Here is a 20,198-nt window from a genome sequence, read left to right as displayed (position 1 = left end):
TAACTCAACGTTTGAAAAATGCGTATTGGAATCATTGGTACCCGGGGTATCCCGAACCACTATGGCGGATTTGAGCAATTCGCCGAATACCTGGCCGTTGGGCTGGTCGAACTGGGCCATAAGGTCACGGTCTACAACTCTCACAATCACCCGTATCAGGAGACCAGCTACAAAGGGGCCGAAATCGTTCACTGCTACGATCCCGAGCATCGCCTCGGCACGGCGGGCCAGTTCATCTACGACTTCAACTGCATTCTGGATACCCATTACCGCAACTTCGACATCATCCTGCAACTGGGCTACACCAGCAACTCGACCTGGGGATGGATGCTGCCCCGCGGGCCGGTGGTCGTCACCAACATGGACGGGCTGGAATGGAAGCGCAGCAAGTTTTCGCCCCGGGTGCAGAAATTTCTGAAAAAAGCCGAAAGCTGGGGCGTCAAGTACAGCCACCACCTCATTGCGGATTCCGTCGGAATCCAGCAGCACCTGAAAGAAACGTACGGCAAGGAATCGACCTACATTCCCTACGGTTCGCACGTGTTTACTGACGCGAAGCCGGAGCAACTGGCGGAGTTCGACGTGACGCCCTACGGCTACAACATGCTCGTGGCCCGGCTGGAACCCGAAAATAGCATCGACGTGATTCTGCAGGGCGTGGCCGATGCGGGCGGCGACATGCCGTTTCTGGTTGTGGGCAAACACCAGACGGCCTACGGCGAATACCTGAAGGAGAAATACCGGCCCTATCCGCAAATCCGGTTCATGGGCGGCATTTACGACATTAACAAACTGAACAACCTGCGGCACCACTCCAACCTGTACTTCCACGGCCACACGGTCGGCGGCACGAATCCCTCGCTGCTGGAAGCCATGGGATCGAGCGGCCTGATTTGCGCGCACGACAATATTTTCAACAAAGCCATTCTGGGCAAAGATGCCTTCTACTTTACCCAAGCGTCGGAAGTGACTACGCTGCTGGGGACGGTGGAGAAAGAAGCGTTTGCGGGCCTGGTAGCCAACAACCGTCACAAAATCCAGACGGTTTATCACTGGCCGATCATCATCCAGCAGTACCTGGACCTGTTTCTGGACGTTCAGTACGCCCGGCAGCCGGTTCTGGCCTAGTCCTTATTTTTTTACGGGAAAACAAAAAGGAGACAGCTATCGGTCTCCTTTTTGTTTGGTACCTGTCCCGAACGTTAGTTTTTGAGGTTAAACACCTCGCTTTCGACCTGTTTTCCGGACAGATCTTCGGCCGTAATCTTTATTTGCAGGGGTCGTTTCGGGATTACGAACTTGAGTTCAAACTCAAAGGGGTATTTGCTATCTTCCACACTGACCCAGTCCTTATCGCCCAGTTTGTAGGTAAACTTCACTTTCCGGGTTGTTTTCTCGGTCGCGTCGACGTAGACATAAGCGTCCGTAAACTGAGGGACCAGATTGAACAGCATGCCGGTTGCATTCCCGATTGCCGGTTGTTTGGTATCGCGCCGGAAGTACGTTCTGGCGTCGGTCGAAAGGTCCGGAACTGCCTGCTGCGTCAGCGCCCGGTTCTTCATTCCTTCGAACCGGATGGCGATCAGGCCGGCCGGCGGGACTTTCACGGTAATCTTTCCGTTTCTGAATGTGCCGGTCGTGGTGGTGCCATCTACCGCGTAGACCGTCACCGGATAGGTCTGGTTCATATTCCAGCGAACCGCGTCCGGGTTCAGGTACAGTTCTGTGTTCACTTCCCGGTTGTGCGTATTGGTCAGAATCAGGTACGTATCCTTATCGCTATACCCGAACACATGGTTCAGCGCGACTTCGGCAGAGCTGATGGCGCGCTGCGGCAACCAGAGCCGGACGTTCTGATTTCCAAAAACGGTGCCCGGTTTGTGCCCGTAGACCCGGGTGTTCATGTAGGCGTAGGCGGGTGAATACGCCGAAGGAAAGGTCACCTGGCCCTTCGATTTGACCAGCACATCACTTACCAGAAAGTCCTGAATCAACGCAATGTGCGGCCACACGTGGTTGTAAAACAGGACGTTGTAAATAAATTCTTCGATATCCACCAGCGGGTAATCCGGCTGCTGATACACGGTTGTATTCAGAGACGTAAAGTAATAGCCGGGAAAATTGGCATATCGGCCCAGCATGGCATTGTAGGCCGCATCGCGGAAAAGCGGCTCATTGGTGAGATAACCCAGTCGCAGCATCCAGGCGGCAAACTGGGTCAGCATGATGGGGCCGCCCGTGTGGTAAGTGAACGGCTGTTCCGGCGGCAGCCCGATCAACGAAGTCCGCCAGGCCTGCACCTGCTGTTCGGCCACCTCCCGCGTAGCGTCCGAATTGATGGCCGCTACCCGTCCGCCCCGGTTGACGGTAAGGAGCGAATCCGGAGCCATCGGGTTCGAGCGCAGCCAGAGCAGCATCTGCCGGGCAGCCGTGGTGGCGGCGTTCAGGTACTTTTTGTCTTTGGTTTCCTCGTATAATTCCAGCAGGTCAAACCAGCGGGGGCCAAAGTCGGTGACAAAGGCCGACTCCTTATCCCGCAGGCCCGGTGAGTTCTGAAAATCTTTCGGAAAACTGCCCAGTTCCTTCTGAATGTACGCATCCGCCAGGGTCTTGGCCGTGTTCAGGTGGGCGGCCTCCTTCGACTGGCGGTATTTTGCCAGATAATCCTGCCAGGACGTTCCGCCGGTCTCGGTTTCCAGATTCAGTTTGCGCGGCTTTCCAAAAATCCGGTTGGTCTCCTCCTGGAAGGCCAGGCTCTTTCCGCCCAGCAGTTCGTTCAGCGACGTCAGCTCCGCGATTTCCACCCCGGGACCGTACAGAAAGTGCGACGGACTCGACGTTTTTGTTTTTTCCTCCACCGAAAACAGAAACTTCTCCCGCGACATGGCGTATTCCATCATCGGCAGCGCCCGGCGACGATAAATGTCCATGTTGCCCGTCGTCAGGGCCAGACTCAGGGAGTGCAGCGGGGAGACGCCCTTGACCGTTCCCGGCACTTCGCCCGTATAATCGAACCCTTTCAGGTCCTGAATCCAGCCGGAAAGCCGGTCGTTGAGCGCAAACTCGATCATGTTTTCCAGCGTCTGGTTGAGGGTGACGCTGGCGTTCTGGCGTTCGTTTCGGTAGCGGAAGATCGTGTTCAGCAAGTATTTTACGCCGCTGTTCCAGTCGCCACCCTCCAGAAAATACCGACATCCAAACGAGTACGTCTTTCCAGTTTTCATAGACGACTCCGCTCCGCCGAGAATGGGCGCAAACAGCATGGGTCTGGCCAGACCGCCCGCATCCCGCAGGGCCAGTCCGAAACGGGAGTTGGCAAACGTGGCAAACCGGTACGGGATTTCGGAAGGATCAGGGCTGAGGCCTTCCGTGGCCCCTTTGTAGTTGGTAAACGAGGCGGCCGTTACCGAAAACGACTCCGATGTCAGCACCGGGGCGGCCGGGAAGCGCTTCCACGACCAGACCATGGGCTGGTAGAGAAAGTCGAGGTTGTCGGGCGCTACCGCCTGAATGCCCGTCAGGCCGATTGAGAACCAGCCCGCCACCCGGGGCACTACCGACCAGCGGATCAGCGGCGGCTCGTTGCCCGGCGGCAGGTTGATGGTCAGGATCAGGTCGCCGAACCGATGGGCCTCAAATCCGAAGGTGACGGTCTGGCTGCTCTGCTGCATCATGCGTTTGGCCCGGAGAAACGTGATGGTTCCACTTTTCCATAAATCGGTATTGATGCCTCCGGTCGTTTTCCAGCCCACTACCGGCGTATTGACTTCTTTCGTATACGTGCCGGTCGTATACTGCGGGTCCTTGTCGCTGTAAACCAGGCAAAGCTCCGGAATCAGCGTCCGCTGCCCCGAAGTCTGGTCAACTCGTTCCACCGTACATACCGGATCGGCACCCACCGCCTGGCGCACCAGCACGCGGTAGGATTTATTCTGAAGGCTGATTTCGCGCTGCGCAAAAAGGGTTCCGTGGCACAGGAACAGCAAGCAAAGCAGGCAAATGTGTTTCATACAGTACCTTGAGTAGCAAGTGAGTACGGTTGGATACAAAGCCAAAACGGCTTTTCACTGTTTGACAATCTTTTTGACCACCGACTGCCCGTCGGAGCTGATCTGTAAAAAATACGTGCCTGGGGGCTTGTCCTGCATCGGAATGCTGCCCGTAAAATTGCCCGCGGCGCCGGTCAGGGCTTGGGCAAGCAGCCGACGACCCTGAACATCCAGCAGCTGCACCTGACAGGCATCCGTTTTGCCCATCTGCACCAGCACACTCACGTTCTGGTTGACAACCGGGCTCGGGTAAACCTGCACCTGCCAGAGTGGCCGCTCGAATGACGACCAGGGCAGCACGCCGACCCAGTAGTTCAGATCGCCGCTTTCGGTAGCAGTAGATGTCCGGACCGAACCGGCCAGACAAATCGTGCCGTTTGCCAGCGCCACAAGGGCATTTTCGGAATAAAGCGACCGCTGAATCCAGGTCTGAGCGCCCATCAGGTAGCCATCCGGACTAATTTCGTTCACCCAGTAGGAGGCCGCTGCGTCCTTGCCGGGGCTGTTGCTGCCCGTTGCGGTGTAACCGGAAATCAAAATCCGGTCGCCGGGCAGAGCGGTGATGCTGTTGGCAATATCATCCCGCATGCTGCCCAGGGGCCGCTGCCAGATCATCTTCCCTGCCGGACTCAGCCGGACTACCCAATAATCGTCGGAACCATGATTACCCGAAACGTCCCCGTCGCCCGAAGCGGTTACGCCGGTCACGACCACGCTGCCGTCGGTCAGCGCCGCGACGCCCGTAGCCATGTCGGGACCGCTGCCGCCGAGGGTACGGGTCCAGGTCAGGGCACCGTCGCCCGTTAGCTTAGCCACCCAGAAATCCATTCCGCCGTGGTTATTTTCGACCTGAAGATCGGTGGAGAACGAAAATCCGGCCGCCACCACGCCGCCGTCGGGCGTCAGGGCAAGGGCTTTGGCCCCGTCGTTGCTGCTGCCGCCGAGGCCCTTGCTCCAGAGCAGCTGCCCGGACGGACTCAGTTTCAGAATCCAGAAATCGAAATCGCCTTTGCTTTCGCCACCCGGACGGTCCGGGGAGGCCGACGAGCCCGCCACAAAAATTTCGCCCCGGGCAGAAACCGCTACGGCGGAGGCACCTTCACTTTCCTTTCCGCCGAAGGTGCGCGTCCAGCTGATCTGCCCTTCCCCATCCAGTTTGACCACCCAGTAATCGTCGTTGCCGAGGTTGTTGCGGATGTCGCCATCCTCCGAAGCCGTTGACCCGACAACCACCAGCCCCCCATCCGGGGTAGCGGCCAGGCCGCCTATGCTTTCGTTGTAACTTCCACCCAGCGTTCTGGACCAGCGTGTCCGTCCGGTCGTGTCCAGCCGGACCACCCACAGGTCGTTGCTGCCCAGATTCTGCCGCACATCGCCATCGGCCGATTGCGAGACTCCCGCCACGGCAACGCCACCGTCGGGCATCGCGGCCACGCTGGAAGCAATATCATTCTGGCTGCCTCCCAGGGTAGCCTGCCAGCGTACTTCGCGAAAACTTTGGGCCCTGGCTTCGGTCAGCAGGCCGGAAACGAACAAGCCGACAAGCGCAGACGCTACTTTGAGAAAAAACCAGAACGAATAGAGACTGCCGGAGCGAATCCTGGGAGAGAGAGACACGTTTACTTTTGCTCAGAACTTTTGATGAATATTACCAGACAGTAATTACTTAGGTAATGCGAAAATAAATAACAATTACGAGACTATTTATCAGACAATAAATAAATATATTTTCCGGTCTTTCTGAAAGCCTTCGAAACAACCGTTGCCGCATCACGGCCGGAAAAATTTTCCATCTATGCGCAGACTGAGCCAGCCGGAGACAGCCGCAGGAAGCAACCCGCCCCGGTCTACCGCCAAGGCCGACCGCACTTCCAGCCCTTGCAATTGCCGGACGGGCCAGGTCAGCCACAAAGCGCCCGAGAATTGTCCGACCGACTGCCGGAACGGACCTTTGTACTGCCCGAAGTTCTGGCTGTAGGCCAGCCGACTCTCGAACGGCAGACCGAAAACTGTACCGGCCAGCCCGGCGTACAGCGCCCGAACCCGGTTATTCACGACAAAACGGGGCACGCCCCGGACCGTCAGCAGTTCCGGGCGGACTTCGTCGCGGGGAGTCAGAAACGGCGTTCCGAGCGTGCGACGCTGATTGGTCCAGCCGCTCATGTACTGGTCGTTGTTGAAATAATCATCCCGGCCTTCGTACAGGCGGCTGCCGATGTTCAGTTCCGGGCCGGTTTGATCGAGCGTGTGCAGATACTCCAGCATCACATGCCGAAGAGTGAATTTCCGGGCGGAGAAACGCCGGGACTGCAGCCGTAGACCGTACAGGCCGTCGGGCAGGTTGTAGAAAGCCGCCCCGGACTTGTCTTCGTAAGGATGTTGCCTGTAGGCCATGATGTTCCAGCGGCCGACATTGGCATCAAGGCCCACGTCGATGGAGCCGAGGTGATTGCCCACGCGGTTCAGCAGGTCGTGGGCCGCCAGGTTTTCCCGGCGCGTGGATTCACTGGCTTTGATGACCGAAAGGTAATCCTGCCACGACGACAGCAGTTGCCCGTTGTTGGCAAACAGCTTGCCCAGATAGGGAGCCCGGCCACCCCACTGCGCCTGGTGGTTGACGCCCGCGTACAGCCGGACAGCCCAGCCCGGCTTCCCAATCCGGCCGTAAGCCGCCTTCTGATGCAGCCGGACGTGCTGGTTAGAGTCTGTAGGCGACAGCCAGCCGTGCGCGTACAATACGTTCACTGCCAGAATGCCCTTCGTAAACGGCACGGTCACGAAACCATTGGTCTGTACCTGAATTTTCTGCGGCGGCAGCGCATTGGCCGACCAGGCGTAAGAACCGGACGAAAGCGTTGAATCGACCAGACCCATAACCTCCTGCCGGCGTCCGACCCGGACCGAAACGGCCCGCGTACCCAGGGACAGGTACGATTGCGCCAGAACGGCTTTCGGCGCTCCGCCCGCGTTGGCCACGCCGTCCAGCCCGTAGTGAAGCTGCCAGTGCGTGCGGCGGGTGCTGTCGGTCTGCAACGTACCGGCGACGCCCAGCCGGGCAAAGCCGCGGGGAGCCGTGAGCGGAACCGTGCCAAACTGGGTCGCCCGGAACCAGAAAGGTGTTCGGGAGGAACTGGAAACCAGCCCGCCCGCCTCAGCGGTGAGCTGAGCGGTGCCGGACTGGGCCGTTGCCGTCAGGGAATGGATCAGCAGCATGCCCGCGGCCAGCAGCCGGGGCGTGTTTTTGCCGGGAAAGCGTTTCATCGTTGAGTTTCGTACAGTTACGGCTTTTGCAGTGCCCGACGAACGCCGTTGAGCAGGTGCAGTTTATCGTGGCGGGAAGGAGTCAGCCAGGCTCCTTCGCCGTATTCATTCCAGGCGTACACCATCGCAATTCGTTCGGCGGTCGTTTCCTGCGGGTACTGCCAGAGCCATTCCTGCACATCCCGCACCGACCGGAAAACCGATTGGGCCGAAAAACCTTCGTATCGCTGCGAAATCACACCCGGTTTGTCCCAGGGCCGATGATCCCAGTTCAGCGTCACGACCGGGATGTAAGGCAGGCCCGCATTCTGAAAACGGTTCCAGTAGCGGCGGCTTTTACTGGCCAGACTGTCAATGGTCGTTTTTGTTTTTCCCGGCTGAAAGCCTACGTAGTGGTAGTTGTAGCCCGTCAGCACGTCGAATCCGCAGCGGCGGGCCAGCGAAATGGCCTTCGGGTCGGGGTCCAGGCAGGCCGCCAGCGTTACGCCCTTCAATCCCTGCCGCCGGGCCGTTTTCCGCAAGCGGGCAAACGCCTGCTGCACGGCTTCCGGACTGCCGAACTGGTCGACCAGCGATTGCACCGAGAAAAAGCTCAGCAGCGGCTTGCGGTCAACGGTAACGTAGGATGAATTTTTGAACAGCCTGATCCATTCCTGACTGGCCGTCTCCCACTCGTCCGGGCCAATCCGGAAACCGCCGTGATTGGCCACCATGAGCGAAAAGTCGAGTCGTTTGCGGTTGGGAGCGGCCAGATACAGGCCAAGTGCCTGGTTGAGCGGACTTGTCCGAAAACCGGAAGGGCGCTTTTCGGGATAGTACCAGCAGAAATTGAAGAAGGCTATACCGGCCCCAGCGGCGCTGTCGATCTGCGCCTGCATGGCGCGGGGCGTGCTGGTCATCCAGCCCCAGACCGGCTCCCGTTCGGGAAAGCTGTCGCGCAGCGCCGGGGTCAGGTGTTCTCTGGTCTGCCCCGTCCAGCCGTCAAAATAATAAACGCCCAGTTTGATGGATGATTGGGTCGTCTGCAAACCGCGACCGGAAAGGTCCGTTTGCCCGGAGCGGATAGCCAGAAGCCCGCTTCCGTATAGGCCGGTAATGACGATTAAAACGCTGAGTAAGCGGTAGACCATGCTCGTTTGCCGTATGTTCCCTGCCTCTTTGCCGGGAAGGGCCGCACTTTACCACCCGATCAATGGCGATGCTTACAGCAACGTGGCGTTGAGAAACTCCCGTCCGCCCAGTACGGCCAGTTCTTTCGACTTCAATAACTGTTCCATTTTTTCGGCATCACGCAAACGGTGCATATCGCTGCCCAGCAAATCAATCATGCCGTGCTCGACCAGCTTGCGGGCCTGCTGCTGGATGCGGGACCCGTATTGCCCGGCCAGCGACAGGATATTCAGCTGAAACAGACAGCCCTGCTCTTTGAGGGCATTCAGGCGCTCGGGGTGCGAATGCAGGTAGGTGTACCGCTCCGGATGGGCCAGAATCGGCTGGTAGCCGCGGGTCATCATCTGAAAAACCAGCGATTCGAGATTCAGGGGCGGAATCGCAAAAGGCAGTTCGAACAGCAGATAGCGGGGACCAAACGTCAGAACGTCGTCTTTCTGGAGCAGGTTAATAAAGTGATCGTCAAGAAGATACTCGGCGGCGGCATCCACTTCCATGCCCAGATTTTCTTCGCGGACCGCCTGGCGGAGTTTGTCCAGCCCCCGGCGAATACCCTCCGACGTGTTGGGATGTAGGTCCTGAATGATGTGAGGTGTGGTGACGACCTTGCGGTAACCGATTTCTTTCAACTTCCGGAGGCAGGCCAGCGCCGTCTCCACATCGGGCACGCCGTCATCGATACCCGGAATCAGATGCGAGTGAATGTCGATACCCAGAAACCCGTAATCCGAATGCGTAAAGCGCTCTTTCCGACGGGTAAAAAATGAAAACATACCTAAATTTGTTAAATGCGGAGACGGCCTCATCCGGTCGGCGCTGCGGTTCTGATCCGTTCAGGACGCAGCGACCGGTCCGTTAGCACATCTTATCCTTCATCTCTTCCAGTTCCTGCCGAAGCAGGTCGTTGGTCTGCTGCAGCAGGCCGACCCGTTCGTTCAGCTGAAACAGCAAAAATTCCATATTTCGCAGGCGTTCGTCAAGGGTGATTGCCGCCAGGGGCGTTTGCGGGAGTGTGCGGAACATCAGCCCCTCGCCGCGCAGCAGCCAGTCGGCATTGACCTGAGGGTACGCCTGTAAAATTTTCTGCAGGGTTTCGTAACGAGGTTTGAGCCGCCCGTGGAGAATATGGTAAACTTTTTCTCCCCGTTTTTCGCCAAGCTGCCGGGCAAACTCCAATACACTAACGTCGAGTGCGTCGATTAATTGCTGCAGTCGGTTTCCTATCTCCATCGATCCGGGGCAATTTTACACAAAAGTAAGTAAAGAAGAACGGAGTGCCAAAGCAGCCGGGCAATCAGGGGGAGAAAAGATTTCTGCGGACCAAATGGGCGTCAAATGAACATTTTTAGCCTTGCTCATTCCTAATTTGGTCGCTCAACTGCCTGGCCGTAGCCGCTGAGAAACTTTGTCACTTTGGTGCCCGAAACCCCTTGGCCGTTTACACAAAAGTGTGTATATTTAAAGGTAATTCTGCCCCCTATAAAAGGCAAAAGGGGCTGCAAAGCCGCCCCCTGTCCGAACAGTAAACAACAAATACTAATGAACACACAAAAAAACAATACAATGAGCGAAAATCAAAACGGTTTGGAACTTAAAGTATATCAGAAAGTTCACGAAGCCACCGGGGAGATCGTCAGCCGCTACAAATACCTTGAAGGACATCCCCGCCAGTACCGCTTTGATGCCAAAGAAGGCATCTTCAACATCAACGGTACGGACAAGCTCGACCGCACCCTGACGTTTCAGCCCATCGCCTGGCGCATCTTCACGGATAATATCCTGAACATGGGCACCAAAAACTGGGCTGAGATTTTCTTCATTGATGAAAAGAACTGTGTTTCAGCGATTTTGTTTCACGGCTACAGCGTTGACAACATCTTCCGGCTCATCGAACCGCTGTTCTACGACGACCTGACGCTCGCCGATGTGGTCATCACCGCAACGGCCGAACGCAAGGAGAACGCCCGTATTCAGCCCCGCGGCGTCTACTATATCGCCACGTTCAGCTACCAGCTCGCCGACCCCGGACGGACGAAAGAATTCAAGGCCTACGCCGCCGATCACAAAATATTTCGTCAGGAAACCCTGACCGACATCGCTAATATAAAAACTGCTTACAACTATTACAACCCCTTCGCGCATGCGGAGGTGATAAATGACTGAATGATTGATTGACGGAATGACTGAACTGCTCCGCTACTTCTGGTCTTGCGAAGAAACTCAGTCATTCCGTCAATCAATCATTCAGTCATTCAACCAATCAACCCTATGGAATCTCTCTTGCCTCTGATAGATTACCGCCTCCTGCCCCGCGTTTCCAATTCGGATCTGACGCGGCTGAAGGAGGAGTACCTGGGCTACGGAACCATTCCGTCGGCCCGTTTTTTTCCGGAAACGGCGCGTACGTTCGGGAAAGCGTTTCACCAGCATCTGCTGGAACCCGAAACGATTGGGGGCGTTATCCAGCAGTTGCTGCCGGATATGGCCCGGCCCGACACGACCCGGGTGGAACAACTGACCGAGCGCATCCGCCAGGACGCTTTCTGCCGCCGGTACCTCGGTAAGGCCGAACGCTGCGCCCGGCCCGGCTACCCGTCCGACCGGCAGGAAGACGCCCGCCGGGAGCATATCGTGCTTTTTACCGACCCGACCACCGACGTAGACTGCAAAGCCCGCCTCGACCTGGTCTACACGAGTCCGAAACGCCGGAATGCGCTGATTCTGGATTTTAAAACCACGTCGGCGCGGAGCCAGAGCCAGTTTCTGCAAAGCTGCTACGACTACGATTACGACCGTCAGGTGGCTTTTTACCTGGATGCCCTGCGCCATGCCGACAGCCGCGAATGGCAGGACACCCGTACGTTCCGATTCGTGCTCATCGGCGTGCAGAAGCAGAAACCCAACCGCCTTTTTGCGGTCGATGCCACCTCCATCCCGGATTTTGTCGACTACGGCCGGAAGAAATACCGCTTCTGGCTGCGCAAATGGAAAGAACAGCAGACAACCGAGGCCCAACCGCTGCTGCGGCAAGCCTCTTAAATTTTGAATGACTGAATGATTGAATGACTGATGTGCTTCGCCAATTTTCAACCCCGCAAACCACATCAGTCATTCAGTCATTCAATCACTCAGTCATTCCCTATGAACATTCCCCACATATCAACCCAACCCAGCTTCGAATGGGGCACCGATGGTGTGGTGCTCTGGCTGGAGGAACTTGACTCGTTTGGCAGCCTGATGGCAAATATCAACGAAGCGCTGGAACAGGTGGCTTTTGCGATTGAACTGCAAACCGGCTGGGACCACCGCACCGATGGTCATACGTATCACCCGCTGGCGGGCTACCGCGTGTTGCTGCGCGATGCGTCGGGCCTCTGGTACGCCGTCCGGATGGGCGACGACGGCCGTTTCGACGGCTTTGTGCCCCTGGAAGAAATGGAATACGAAACGGCCTACAACAAGGTGATGTGGGTCGATTGAGATTGGGCCGGGACGCTAGTTCCGGCTTTTTTATGAACCGGGTGCCCACTTACGCACTTAATCGTAAGTCACACAACCCAAGCGCCCGCTTTCTCGTTCTATAACCTAACACCAACATGTTAGGCTTTGAAACGATCCGTTAAAATCATCATAGCGCTGGTTGTCGTCCTTGTGATCGCCCGTCTGCTGTTGCCGTACTTTGTGGTGCGCTACGTCAACAAGGTGCTCGCCGACATGGGCAGTTATACGGGGCGTATTGATGACGTGGAAATTCAACTGCTGCGGGGCGCTTACCAGATCAAGGACCTCAACATCCGCAAAATAAACGGCAAGGTCAAAGAGCCGTTCCTGCACATTCCGACTACCGACTTATCCGTTGAATGGGCGTCGCTTTTCAAAGGGTCGCTGGTGGGTGAGGTGGAAGCCTATGATCCGGAGCTGAACTTTGCCTTCAGTGAGGACGAAGCCGCCAGCCAGACCGGGGCCGAAGTGGACTGGACGCGGCTGGTAGCCGACCTGATGCCCATCAAAATCAACCGATTTGCGGCGTATAACGGCGACGTTGAACTGGTGAATCTGTTCAGCGCGACCAATACGGGTTTCGCCATGAAAAACTTTGACGCCGAAATTCGGAATATCCGCAACGTGGAGGACAAGGAAGTGAAACTGCCCTCGCCGGTGACGGCCTCGGCGGATGTGCCCGGCTGGGGCGGCACGCTGAAGTTCGACGCCAACATGAATCTTTTCAAGCAGGTGCCGGACTTCAACTACAACCTGAACCTGAGCAATCTGCAGCTGGTCAAGCTCAATCCGCTGGCTAGAGAATACGGCAACGTCGATTTTGAACGCGGCACGGTGAGCGTGTACAGCGAGATGGAGATGCTGGATGGCAGGATGCAGGGCTATTTCAAGCCGCTGACCAAAGACATGAAGATTTTCAAGCTGAAAGAAGAAGGCGAAGGCCGCACAGTCAGCCGTTTCTTCACGGAGCTACTGGGAGAAGGCGCTTCCGAAATCCTTGAAAATCAGAAAAAAGACCAGATCGCCACCCGCATTCCGCTGGAAGGAACCGTCGAAGATGTCGGCACAGATGTCTGGCCCATCGTCATCGGCGTTTTGCAGAACGCTTACGTTGAAGCGTTTAAAGGCGAATTTGACAATACGCTGTCGGTCAAGGAAACGATTCAGCAGTACCGGGCCGCCCGCAAGGAGAAACGGGATGAGCGCAAGACCGAGCGACGAGAAAAGCGGGAAGAGCGCAGGGAGGCCCGCCAGCAGCGGCGCGAGGAAAAGAAAAAAGACTGACGGCTGCGGCGCGGATTTGCCGTTTCAGTCGTCTACTTTTGGTCTTTGTGAAAAGGCCGATCGCTCGGTAGCATGTCGCACCGGAGCTTAATCCTTTCTGGGGGCTCATGAATTCGATTCTCGTCAAAAATACAGGGATTGCGCTGCTGACGGTCAGCGGTGCCATCGGGGCGCTGGTGATCGCTTTTTACTCGGATGTGGTGCACCAGCCGCTGCTGTTCATGGTGCTGTTCAACGTGGCTATCGGCTACTACGCGTACCGGCGTACCTGGCTGTTTCCGATCATCTTCTGCCTGACAATGGCGGCGGGCTATTTTTACCTTAACGGCCAGACCGGAAAACTGCCCGAACTGGTGTCCTTCTGTACGGCCATCTGCGCGTTTCCCTCCTTTTTCGGCGTGGGAACGGGCTGGCTCATCCGGCGAATCATGAACAGCCAGAAATAACCCGTCTACGGCCTCAGCACCTTCAGCCGGTCTACCGCCACGCCGTCCACTTCCAGCACCAGAAGCTGCAAGCCGCCCGCGGAGTCGGACGTGCCGAACTGCACCTGGTGTCGGCCCGAAGACTGGTCCAGCGGGCTATTTTGTCCCAGCGACCGGCCCAGAATGTCCATCAGTGTCAACCGGACTTTCCCTGGTTTGGCAAGATGGTAGGCGACGGTCAGCCCGCGGGTCTGCGGGTCGGTCCCGGCCGTCAGAATAGCCGTTGGCTCTGCGGGTTCCGCTGCCAGCACATCCTGAGAAAACCGGGGCAGGTTCTCGTCCATCCAGGCGAGCCGGTTCCGGAGCCAGGTTTTCAGAAACGATACTTCCTCCTCGTACGTTCGACCGACAAAATAATTGGGCCAGACCTTCTGACCGATGACCGGCCAGCGCTGAAAATTCCGCTCCCGCGGCTCGCGCAGGGCCGTAGCCGCCGAATCGATGTAGGCCTCCAGCCGGTCGGTCGCCAGCACGGTTTTACGCAGCGTCGTGTATTTGTCACTGAGTTTGCGACTGAACTGGCGGTCTTTCATCAGCTGGCTCCACCAGAACGGAACCTGGTAGCCATCGCCCGGACAAACGCGGTTGAAATCAAACGCCCAGCCGACATGTTTGAATCCGTCGCAGTAATCGGCATTGCCGTACGACAGGTTGAAATCCCAGATCGGCCCCATCGTCAGCTTGCCGCCCCGGCTGTCGCGGTCTTTGTAAAAAAACGTGCTGAGCCGGTAGGCATCCACGTTGCGGGCGATTTCGTTAATGAGCACATAATCGACAAACGACTCCTCGTCGATGAACTGCCGCACGCCGGTCTGGGCATCCTGGTAGTTGGGGGCGGCAAAAGCGTTTTCGACATCCGTGATGTATTTCCGAATGTACTGGAACTGCGTGTCGGTCAGGTCCTCGATCTTGGGATGTTCCACCTGAATCATCATCGAGCGGCCCGAGATTTCCGACCGGTGGGGAGAGGTCCAGCTGCGGGCGGGAGCCCCTTCGGTTTTATCGATTTTGAGGATGTAGCCACCCGTCAGGGCATCTCCGCTATTGTCCGTCGTCCGCAGGTTGGCGATGTTGACCCGGTTGCGGTCGCGCTTCAGCCGTTCCATCAGGATGTAAATACCCTCGTACTGCCCGTTCAGGACCACCTCGCAGAAGCGCGTGTTTGTCGCCCAGTAACGGCTCATGCGGCGGTAAATGTCGTAGGTCAGCACCTCGCGGAGCAGCGTTTTGTCGTTGTAGGTCGCATTCAGCACCCAGTCTTCTTCTTCGGGCAGGCCCAGCACCGACATGCTGACGCCCTCCACTCCGGCCGCGTCGCGGGTTTCGAGGCCGTACGGTTTTTTCGGGAAAAACTGCTGGGAAGTCGCGCCGCGCCGTTCGATGCCGATTTTGGTCGTCAGCGCCGGACGGTCGGTGAGGCGGTTGCGCTGGCCGGGGCCGTTATTGATGATGTGCAGGTCCGCCGTGATTTTCGGCTCGTCGGGAATGGTTGCGCCTTTCGTGTCGATTACCACAATCGGAATAGAAGAGGAACTGAACGTCTGACAACAGGCGGTTCCGACAGCCGTGAGGAAGGCAAGCAGGGAGAGTAGCGGTTTTTTCATGCCTACGGATGTGTTCAGGCAAGTTACTGAAACATTCCGTCTTGTTGAAGGGAAAATCTATGGTTTAGCAAGCGGTTACTGCAACCCTGCCCGCGGTCGAAGACCCGGACAACGGCTGCCGGAAGGTGAAGCTGAATCGCTGAAAACGAGCCGGCCGCTAAAAGCCTACTAACCAGATAAGAAAGGGATGTCATAAGGATATATTATCGGAAATGTGCTTTTCGTTTTATATAAAAGCTTGCTTACATTTCCTCAACCATACCCCTTTGTGTCATGAAGTGGACTTTTTTTATTCAGCAAAAAATAAAAACCGCCCTGATTCTGAGCGGTGTCATGATTCTGATTATTGGCAGCACGTTTCTGGTTCGCCGGAGCGTGCAGCAGATCGGTGCGTCGTTTGCGTCCATTTATGCGGACCGGCTTATTCCGGCGACGGAACTGCTTTACCTCAACGAAAACTTCTATAGTAAACGCATCGCCCTGGAACGCCATCTGCTGACGGAAAATTCCGGCAGCCCGGAGGCGGTAAAAAGTGTTCTACGCGCCTACGACCGGCGGATCGACTCGCTGGTTACTGAATTCGAAAAATCGTACCTGACCACGCTGGAAGCCTCCCAACTGCAATCTTTTCGGAAAAGCGCGGCCCTCTACAGCCAGTTTGAACAGCGGATTCTGGAGCTTGACCGGCAGCAAAACCGGCAGGCGGGCAATAACCTGTTTGTCGGAGAAGCGGGCATAGCCTTCCAGCAGACCATCAAAGGGCTGAACGACCTCGTCAACCTGCAAACCAAAGTGGGAAGCGAACTCCTGAAAGAGTCGCGGGGAGAAGTGACGCACGTGTACGTCCTGACGGCCGTTCAGATTAGCCTTGCCGTAGCGCTGGGACTGATTGTGATGGGGTTGATTTCCAACTCCCGCGTGATGAACCGGGACAAACAGCCGTTTCACCTCAATTAAAAATTCCCAGAACCGGAAAGCTTTCCGGTTCTGGGAATTTCTTTATTACTGATTTCCGTTCTTGTTCTTCTCGTTCCGGATCGACTGGTTAGCCCGCTGGCTGGCGTTGCCGCCCGAACTGCTGTTGCTGTTGCCCGACGGTCCGGTTGTGGAGCCTTTCTGCGCGTTGTACAGATCGCTCCGTCCGGAAGTTGACGTGGTCGAACGGGAAGATGTCTTCTGCGTATTGCCATTCCCCGTTCCGCCGCTGGCCTGACTGCCACCGCTGGCTGACTGGCGACCCGCCGAAGCTGCGCCGCTGGCCTGGCCGGCCTGCCCGGTCGAAGCAGCATCGCCGGCATTGCCGCCTGCCGAACCACCGCCCGGTGCTGAGCCGCCGGTCCCGCCGCTGCCGGAAGGTCCCGTGCCGCCCTGTCCCGGCGGAATGGCGTTCGGACCGATGCCCCGGTCATGTTTGGAATCCTTGCTCGACGCTTTGCCCGAGCCGCCGGACTTTCCGTCGGTCGTGGAAGCCGACGTGGCCGGCTGCCCCTTGCCCGACAGCCGACGCCGGTACGTCGAGCCGTTTACGTCTTCATCTCCCGAACCGACTTTCCCCGTCATGCCTTCTTCGCTGCGGTTGCTGTGGTTTACTTTGATGTCGTCGACGTTGGTCACCGCGCCGGACGACATAGCGCCCTGGGTGGTGTTGGACGTTGACCCCTGCGTGTAAGTGTGCGTAACGCGTCCCTGCCGACCGCCGGAGGCCGGTTCGGAGCCGGAGCGGTAAGCCCGGCCGCCCGAATTGCGCGTGTCGGAACCCGCATCGCCGGAGCCCCCCGGAGCCACAGGCCGCTTTTGTCCACTGGTCACATTCGGATCGTTCGAAACGTCACCGCTTTTGGTCGAACCGGTTTGCAGGTTGCTGTTTCCCGAGCGGCTCTGTCCGGACTTCATCTTGCCTTTTCCCTGCTGACCGGAGCCGGAACTGTAACCGGGATTCGGGTTGTCTGAAGTCCCGAAACGCCGTCCGTTGGCTCCTACGTTAGCGGGTTCGCCGCCGTTATTGGTACCGGGTGTTTTTTTTACGGAAGATTTCTGATTAGCGGATTTATCCTTAGTGGCCGTTCCCGAGGTCGATCCGGTGCGCGAACCGGCCTCCTGCGCCATTCCCTCCAGCGTAATACCGGCTGCCAGTATTACGACTCCTATCCATGCGTTTTTCATATCGTTGACTCGTACATGCTTACTTGAACACGTATATAGTCAACAAACCAAATGGATTTTGTTCCCGAAAAAACCGCGAAAAGATTAGGGAAACAAGGGTTCGTTTCTCATTTTTTGACCACCTCCGGCCGCTTGAGCAGTTTGCCGAACTTTACGTACTGCTGCCAGTCGAAATCGGTCACGTCGTGCACGCCCGTCCGGACATGATAGCGAACGTACTGCCCGACCGGCTGGTTGACGCCCGGCATCTGGTCGGTGCCCACACCGGGCTTTCCGTAAAGCGCGTAAACGGCGTCTGTCTGACGGGCACTCAGAAATTCACCTTTCGGGTCAGCCCACTGGTCCTGTTCGGCGCTGGCCACATAAAGCGGACGGGGCGCAATGAGCGCCAGCAGTTGATGCTGGTCTACGGGCAGGCGGGCGGGGTCGTCGTTGTAGGTTTTGTACTGAGGGGCAAACCAGTGCGGAAAAGCGGTATTGATGCGGCCAATCGTTTCGCCGTAGATTCGCCGGGCGAGGGCCGCACCGCCTTCGCCCGACTCATTGGAAATAACGGCCGCAAAACGCGGGTCCTGCGCCCCGGCCCAGATGGCCGCCTTGCCGATGCGGGAATGGCCAATGGCAATCGCCCGGCGGGCATCCACGGCGGCGTCCGTTTCCAGGTAATCCAGCATCCGGCTGTAACCCCATGCCCAGGCTCCCACGGCTCCCCAATTGTCGGGGCGGTTGGTGGTCGGCGGGTTCAGTTTAGCGCGGATGCCTTCCCGCCAGCCTTCGGGATGGTCGGGTTCAATATCACCGTAATAGGCCGTCGCTACCGCATAGCCCTCTTTCAGAATGGCGGTGAGGGGCCAGCGGCGAACCTGGAAGCCGCGGGCGGCTTCGGTTGCGCGGTTGTTGACAACCTTGTCTTTTACGTTGCTCAGCCAGCGTTCCGTAAGCGGAATGTCTGCTTCGGTCGTCACGCAGTGGTTTCCGCAGAAATTCATGCCCACAAAAACCGGCACCGGTCCGCTGGCGCCTTTGGGAATGTACAGCAGAATATCCAGCGGCTTCAAATCCGGGTATTCCGGCCAGTGAACGGCAATCTGTTTCCGGATGGCCTGTCCGTTCAGGGCGTTGTTGTCAACGCCTTTCACTTCGTAACGGACGGCCACTTTCTGCGCCGGGGTTCGTCCGTAGACGTGCTCGGCGAACTGATTCAGCAGAAAAGGCCGCTGGGTCCGCTCCCACTCTCCGGCTGTTGCCACGGATTTTCCCTTCTGGGTTTTCAAAACATCCGGCAGAGTGTAGGCAGGCATTTTGGCTTCATCGTAATTGGGAACGAAGCCGGATTGGGCCAGCACCGAAAGGGGAAATCCCAGCAGCAGACAGGAGGCAAGGTAGAAACGCATAGGAACGTTTATTTTTCCAGAAAAGGCCGGGGCCATTCCTTCTTACCGTTCCCGCGCCGGATATTAACGCCGCAGCGTGTCAACGTCCGTGGCACCGCCCCGCCGCAGCGAATCCGGGCGCAGCCGACGGGGCTGTTCCTGGGTCGGGCGGCGATCATTGATCTGTTCGCGCCGCTGCCGCTCCTTTAAGCCCGTCTGGCGTATTCCGGAAGAATCCAGCGTGGTTTGCGTAGTCGGGGCCGATTTGGGCCGGGTGGGCTGTTGCTGGGCCTGGGCCATTCCGGCCAGTCCACAGAGAAGAATTAAACCTGTCAGTCGCTTCATACCTGTTTCACCGTTGAGATTGTCTGTCTGATAACGAAAAAAACACGGGGGGCGACACATGTACGTGCCTTCTCCCGTGTTTTCTTTTAGCAATAAGCGTTATTACCGGACTTAGTTGTTCGGGCTGTTCGGATCGCTGGTGCTACCGCTGCCTGAACGCTTCGTCTTGGTCGTTTTCGTTTTCTTCATGTTCCGATTCTGCCGCGAGTTGTCGCTGCTACGAGTCGTTCCCTGAGAGTTGCTGCCTGAGTTGGCATCGATCTGGCCTGAGTTCTCCGTGGTACCAGCACTGGTTGAGGTGCTGCCAGAGGTCGAACCGGTATCGGTCGTCGTACCGGTGGTACCCGTCGTTGAGCCGCTACCGTAGGTTGAACCACCCGTAGTACCGCTGCCCGTTGAACTGGTGCCGGTCGATGAACCAGAGCCATAAGTACCGCTGCCGGTCGTGCCTGAGCCAGTTGTACCTGAACCGGTTGTACCCGTTCCGTACGTACCGCTGCCCGTGGTGCCTGAGCCGGTCGTACCTGAGGTGCCGGTGGTTGTACCGCCCCGGTTTTCACGACCGCTGGTGCCTGTGTTGGGCTGGGTTTGGGTGCCTGGCTGGCCCATAGAGCCGTACTGGCCGCTGCCGGTTGTGCCAGTCGTACCGGTTGTCCCCGTTCCGGTCGTGCCGCTACCCGTTGTGGTTTGCGAACGCGGATCGGTGGTTGTACGAGGATCAGTGGTTGACTGTGTATTCGGCTGCTGATATGTGGATGACCCGCTGTTGGTGCCTGACGTTGAACCCGAGCTGGTTCCAGAACCTGTTGTCTGTGCCTGTGCTCCGATGGTAGCTATTCCCACTAACATCGCTCCGAGCAAAACTACCTTTTTCATCGTTGAGTTTCGTTTATAGATTGTGACTTGATTGTCAGAAACCTAACCGACGGGCCGAAACGAGGTTCCCAGTATCGAGGCAACGGG

At 57.4% G+C, this 20,198-nt stretch carries 18 protein-coding genes; 7 read left to right on the top strand and 11 right to left on the bottom strand.

Annotation, left to right across the window (positions count from 1 at the left end; all coding sequences use genetic code 11):
- Window positions 1–18 precede the first annotated feature (18 nt).
- The gene (locus tag ORG26_RS15690; RefSeq protein ID WP_266363378.1) at window positions 19–1,128 is read left to right on the top strand and encodes a DUF1972 domain-containing protein; all 1,110 of its coding nucleotides are present in this window, start codon (window positions 19–21) and stop codon (window positions 1,126–1,128) included.
- Between the two features lie 74 nt (window positions 1,129–1,202).
- Here ORG26_RS15690 and ORG26_RS15685 read toward each other — a convergent pair whose 3' ends face one another.
- The 6 genes from ORG26_RS15685 to ORG26_RS15660 all read right to left on the bottom strand — a co-directional run bounded on the left by ORG26_RS15685 (window position 1,203) and on the right by ORG26_RS15660 (window position 9,710).
- Window positions 1,203–4,010: a glycoside hydrolase family protein gene (locus tag ORG26_RS15685; protein ID WP_266363376.1), complete on the bottom strand. Its 2,808-nt coding sequence runs from the start codon at window positions 4,008–4,010 to the stop codon at window positions 1,203–1,205.
- A 54-nt stretch (window positions 4,011–4,064) separates the two neighbouring features.
- Window positions 4,065–5,666, bottom strand: a complete 1,602-nt coding sequence (locus tag ORG26_RS15680) for a T9SS type A sorting domain-containing protein (RefSeq protein WP_266363375.1) — start codon at window positions 5,664–5,666, stop codon at window positions 4,065–4,067.
- Window positions 5,667–5,819: 153 nt separating this feature from the next.
- The gene (locus tag ORG26_RS15675) at window positions 5,820–7,310 is read right to left on the bottom strand and encodes a capsule assembly Wzi family protein (protein WP_266363373.1); all 1,491 of its coding nucleotides are present in this window, start codon (window positions 7,308–7,310) and stop codon (window positions 5,820–5,822) included.
- A 17-nt stretch (window positions 7,311–7,327) separates the two neighbouring features.
- Window positions 7,328–8,440 (bottom strand): glycoside hydrolase family 99-like domain-containing protein, encoded by a 1,113-nt coding sequence (locus tag ORG26_RS15670; protein ID WP_266363371.1) that lies wholly within the window; start codon window positions 8,438–8,440, stop codon window positions 7,328–7,330.
- 72 nt (window positions 8,441–8,512) lie between these two features.
- Window positions 8,513–9,253, bottom strand: a complete 741-nt coding sequence (locus ORG26_RS15665) for a tyrosine-protein phosphatase (protein WP_266363369.1) — start codon at window positions 9,251–9,253, stop codon at window positions 8,513–8,515.
- An 82-nt stretch (window positions 9,254–9,335) separates the two neighbouring features.
- Window positions 9,336–9,710: a helix-turn-helix domain-containing protein gene (locus ORG26_RS15660; RefSeq protein ID WP_266363367.1), complete on the bottom strand. Its 375-nt coding sequence runs from the start codon at window positions 9,708–9,710 to the stop codon at window positions 9,336–9,338.
- 309 nt (window positions 9,711–10,019) lie between these two features.
- Between ORG26_RS15660 and ORG26_RS15655 the strand changes: the two genes are divergently transcribed.
- The 5 genes from ORG26_RS15655 to ORG26_RS15635 all read left to right on the top strand — a co-directional run bounded on the left by ORG26_RS15655 (window position 10,020) and on the right by ORG26_RS15635 (window position 13,711).
- Window positions 10,020–10,643 (top strand): hypothetical protein, encoded by a 624-nt coding sequence (locus tag ORG26_RS15655; RefSeq protein ID WP_266363365.1) that lies wholly within the window; start codon window positions 10,020–10,022, stop codon window positions 10,641–10,643.
- 105 nt (window positions 10,644–10,748) lie between these two features.
- The gene (locus ORG26_RS15650) at window positions 10,749–11,519 is read left to right on the top strand and encodes a PD-(D/E)XK nuclease-like domain-containing protein (protein WP_266363363.1); all 771 of its coding nucleotides are present in this window, start codon (window positions 10,749–10,751) and stop codon (window positions 11,517–11,519) included.
- Between the two features lie 102 nt (window positions 11,520–11,621).
- Complete coding sequence (locus ORG26_RS15645) at window positions 11,622–11,960, top strand: hypothetical protein (protein WP_266363362.1); 339 nt, start codon at window positions 11,622–11,624, stop codon at window positions 11,958–11,960.
- 126 nt (window positions 11,961–12,086) lie between these two features.
- Window positions 12,087–13,265, top strand: coding sequence for a DUF748 domain-containing protein (locus tag ORG26_RS15640; protein WP_266363360.1), 1,179 nt, complete (start codon window positions 12,087–12,089; stop codon window positions 13,263–13,265).
- A 107-nt stretch (window positions 13,266–13,372) separates the two neighbouring features.
- Complete coding sequence (locus tag ORG26_RS15635) at window positions 13,373–13,711, top strand: hypothetical protein (protein WP_266363358.1); 339 nt, start codon at window positions 13,373–13,375, stop codon at window positions 13,709–13,711.
- Window positions 13,712–13,716: 5 nt separating this feature from the next.
- On the opposite strand, the gene ORG26_RS15630 is transcribed toward ORG26_RS15635, so the two are convergent.
- A complete protein-coding gene (locus ORG26_RS15630) occupies window positions 13,717–15,354 on the bottom strand; it encodes a CotH kinase family protein (RefSeq protein ID WP_266363356.1) in 1,638 nt (545 codons plus the stop codon).
- A gap of 273 nt (window positions 15,355–15,627) precedes the next feature.
- On the opposite strand from ORG26_RS15630, the gene ORG26_RS15625 reads away from it, so the two are divergent.
- A complete protein-coding gene (locus tag ORG26_RS15625) occupies window positions 15,628–16,311 on the top strand; it encodes an MCP four helix bundle domain-containing protein (RefSeq protein ID WP_266363353.1) in 684 nt (227 codons plus the stop codon).
- Between the two features lie 45 nt (window positions 16,312–16,356).
- On the opposite strand, the gene ORG26_RS15620 is transcribed toward ORG26_RS15625, so the two are convergent.
- The 4 genes from ORG26_RS15620 to ORG26_RS15605 all read right to left on the bottom strand — a co-directional run bounded on the left by ORG26_RS15620 (window position 16,357) and on the right by ORG26_RS15605 (window position 19,844).
- Window positions 16,357–17,517, bottom strand: coding sequence for a hypothetical protein (locus ORG26_RS15620; RefSeq protein WP_266363351.1), 1,161 nt, complete (start codon window positions 17,515–17,517; stop codon window positions 16,357–16,359).
- Between the two features lie 107 nt (window positions 17,518–17,624).
- The gene (locus ORG26_RS15615; protein ID WP_266363349.1) at window positions 17,625–18,911 is read right to left on the bottom strand and encodes a glucuronyl esterase domain-containing protein; all 1,287 of its coding nucleotides are present in this window, start codon (window positions 18,909–18,911) and stop codon (window positions 17,625–17,627) included.
- Window positions 18,912–18,974: 63 nt separating this feature from the next.
- A complete protein-coding gene (locus tag ORG26_RS15610) occupies window positions 18,975–19,235 on the bottom strand; it encodes a hypothetical protein (protein WP_266363347.1) in 261 nt (86 codons plus the stop codon).
- Window positions 19,236–19,346: 111 nt separating this feature from the next.
- Window positions 19,347–19,844: a hypothetical protein gene (locus ORG26_RS15605; protein WP_266363345.1), complete on the bottom strand. Its 498-nt coding sequence runs from the start codon at window positions 19,842–19,844 to the stop codon at window positions 19,347–19,349.
- Between the last annotated feature and the right edge of the window lie 354 nt (window positions 19,845–20,198).

The organism is Tellurirhabdus rosea, assembly GCF_026278345.1.
Classification (GTDB): Bacteria; Bacteroidota; Bacteroidia; order Cytophagales; family Spirosomataceae; genus Tellurirhabdus; species Tellurirhabdus rosea.
The sequence above is the reverse complement of the archived record's forward strand: the minus strand, read 5'-3'. Positions and strand labels throughout refer to the sequence as shown.

Coding starts and splice junctions, on each gene's coding strand:
- ORG26_RS15690 (WP_266363378.1), top strand. CDS start 19: ATGCGTATTGGAATCATTGGTACCCGGGGTATCCCGAACCACTATGGC.
- ORG26_RS15685 (WP_266363376.1), bottom strand. CDS start 4,010: ATGAAACACATTTGCCTGCTTTGCTTGCTGTTCCTGTGCCACGGAACC.
- ORG26_RS15675 (WP_266363373.1), bottom strand. CDS start 7,310: ATGAAACGCTTTCCCGGCAAAAACACGCCCCGGCTGCTGGCCGCGGGC.
- ORG26_RS15670 (WP_266363371.1), bottom strand. CDS start 8,440: ATGGTCTACCGCTTACTCAGCGTTTTAATCGTCATTACCGGCCTATAC.
- ORG26_RS15665 (WP_266363369.1), bottom strand. CDS start 9,253: ATGTTTTCATTTTTTACCCGTCGGAAAGAGCGCTTTACGCATTCGGAT.
- ORG26_RS15660 (WP_266363367.1), bottom strand. CDS start 9,710: ATGGAGATAGGAAACCGACTGCAGCAATTAATCGACGCACTCGACGTT.
- ORG26_RS15655 (WP_266363365.1), top strand. CDS start 10,020: ATGAACACACAAAAAAACAATACAATGAGCGAAAATCAAAACGGTTTG.
- ORG26_RS15650 (WP_266363363.1), top strand. CDS start 10,749: ATGGAATCTCTCTTGCCTCTGATAGATTACCGCCTCCTGCCCCGCGTT.
- ORG26_RS15645 (WP_266363362.1), top strand. CDS start 11,622: ATGAACATTCCCCACATATCAACCCAACCCAGCTTCGAATGGGGCACC.
- ORG26_RS15635 (WP_266363358.1), top strand. CDS start 13,373: ATGAATTCGATTCTCGTCAAAAATACAGGGATTGCGCTGCTGACGGTC.
- ORG26_RS15630 (WP_266363356.1), bottom strand. CDS start 15,354: ATGAAAAAACCGCTACTCTCCCTGCTTGCCTTCCTCACGGCTGTCGGA.
- ORG26_RS15625 (WP_266363353.1), top strand. CDS start 15,628: ATGAAGTGGACTTTTTTTATTCAGCAAAAAATAAAAACCGCCCTGATT.
- ORG26_RS15620 (WP_266363351.1), bottom strand. CDS start 17,517: ATGAAAAACGCATGGATAGGAGTCGTAATACTGGCAGCCGGTATTACG.
- ORG26_RS15615 (WP_266363349.1), bottom strand. CDS start 18,911: ATGCGTTTCTACCTTGCCTCCTGTCTGCTGCTGGGATTTCCCCTTTCG.
- ORG26_RS15610 (WP_266363347.1), bottom strand. CDS start 19,235: ATGAAGCGACTGACAGGTTTAATTCTTCTCTGTGGACTGGCCGGAATG.
- ORG26_RS15605 (WP_266363345.1), bottom strand. CDS start 19,844: ATGGGCCAGCCAGGCACCCAAACCCAGCCCAACACAGGCACCAGCGGT.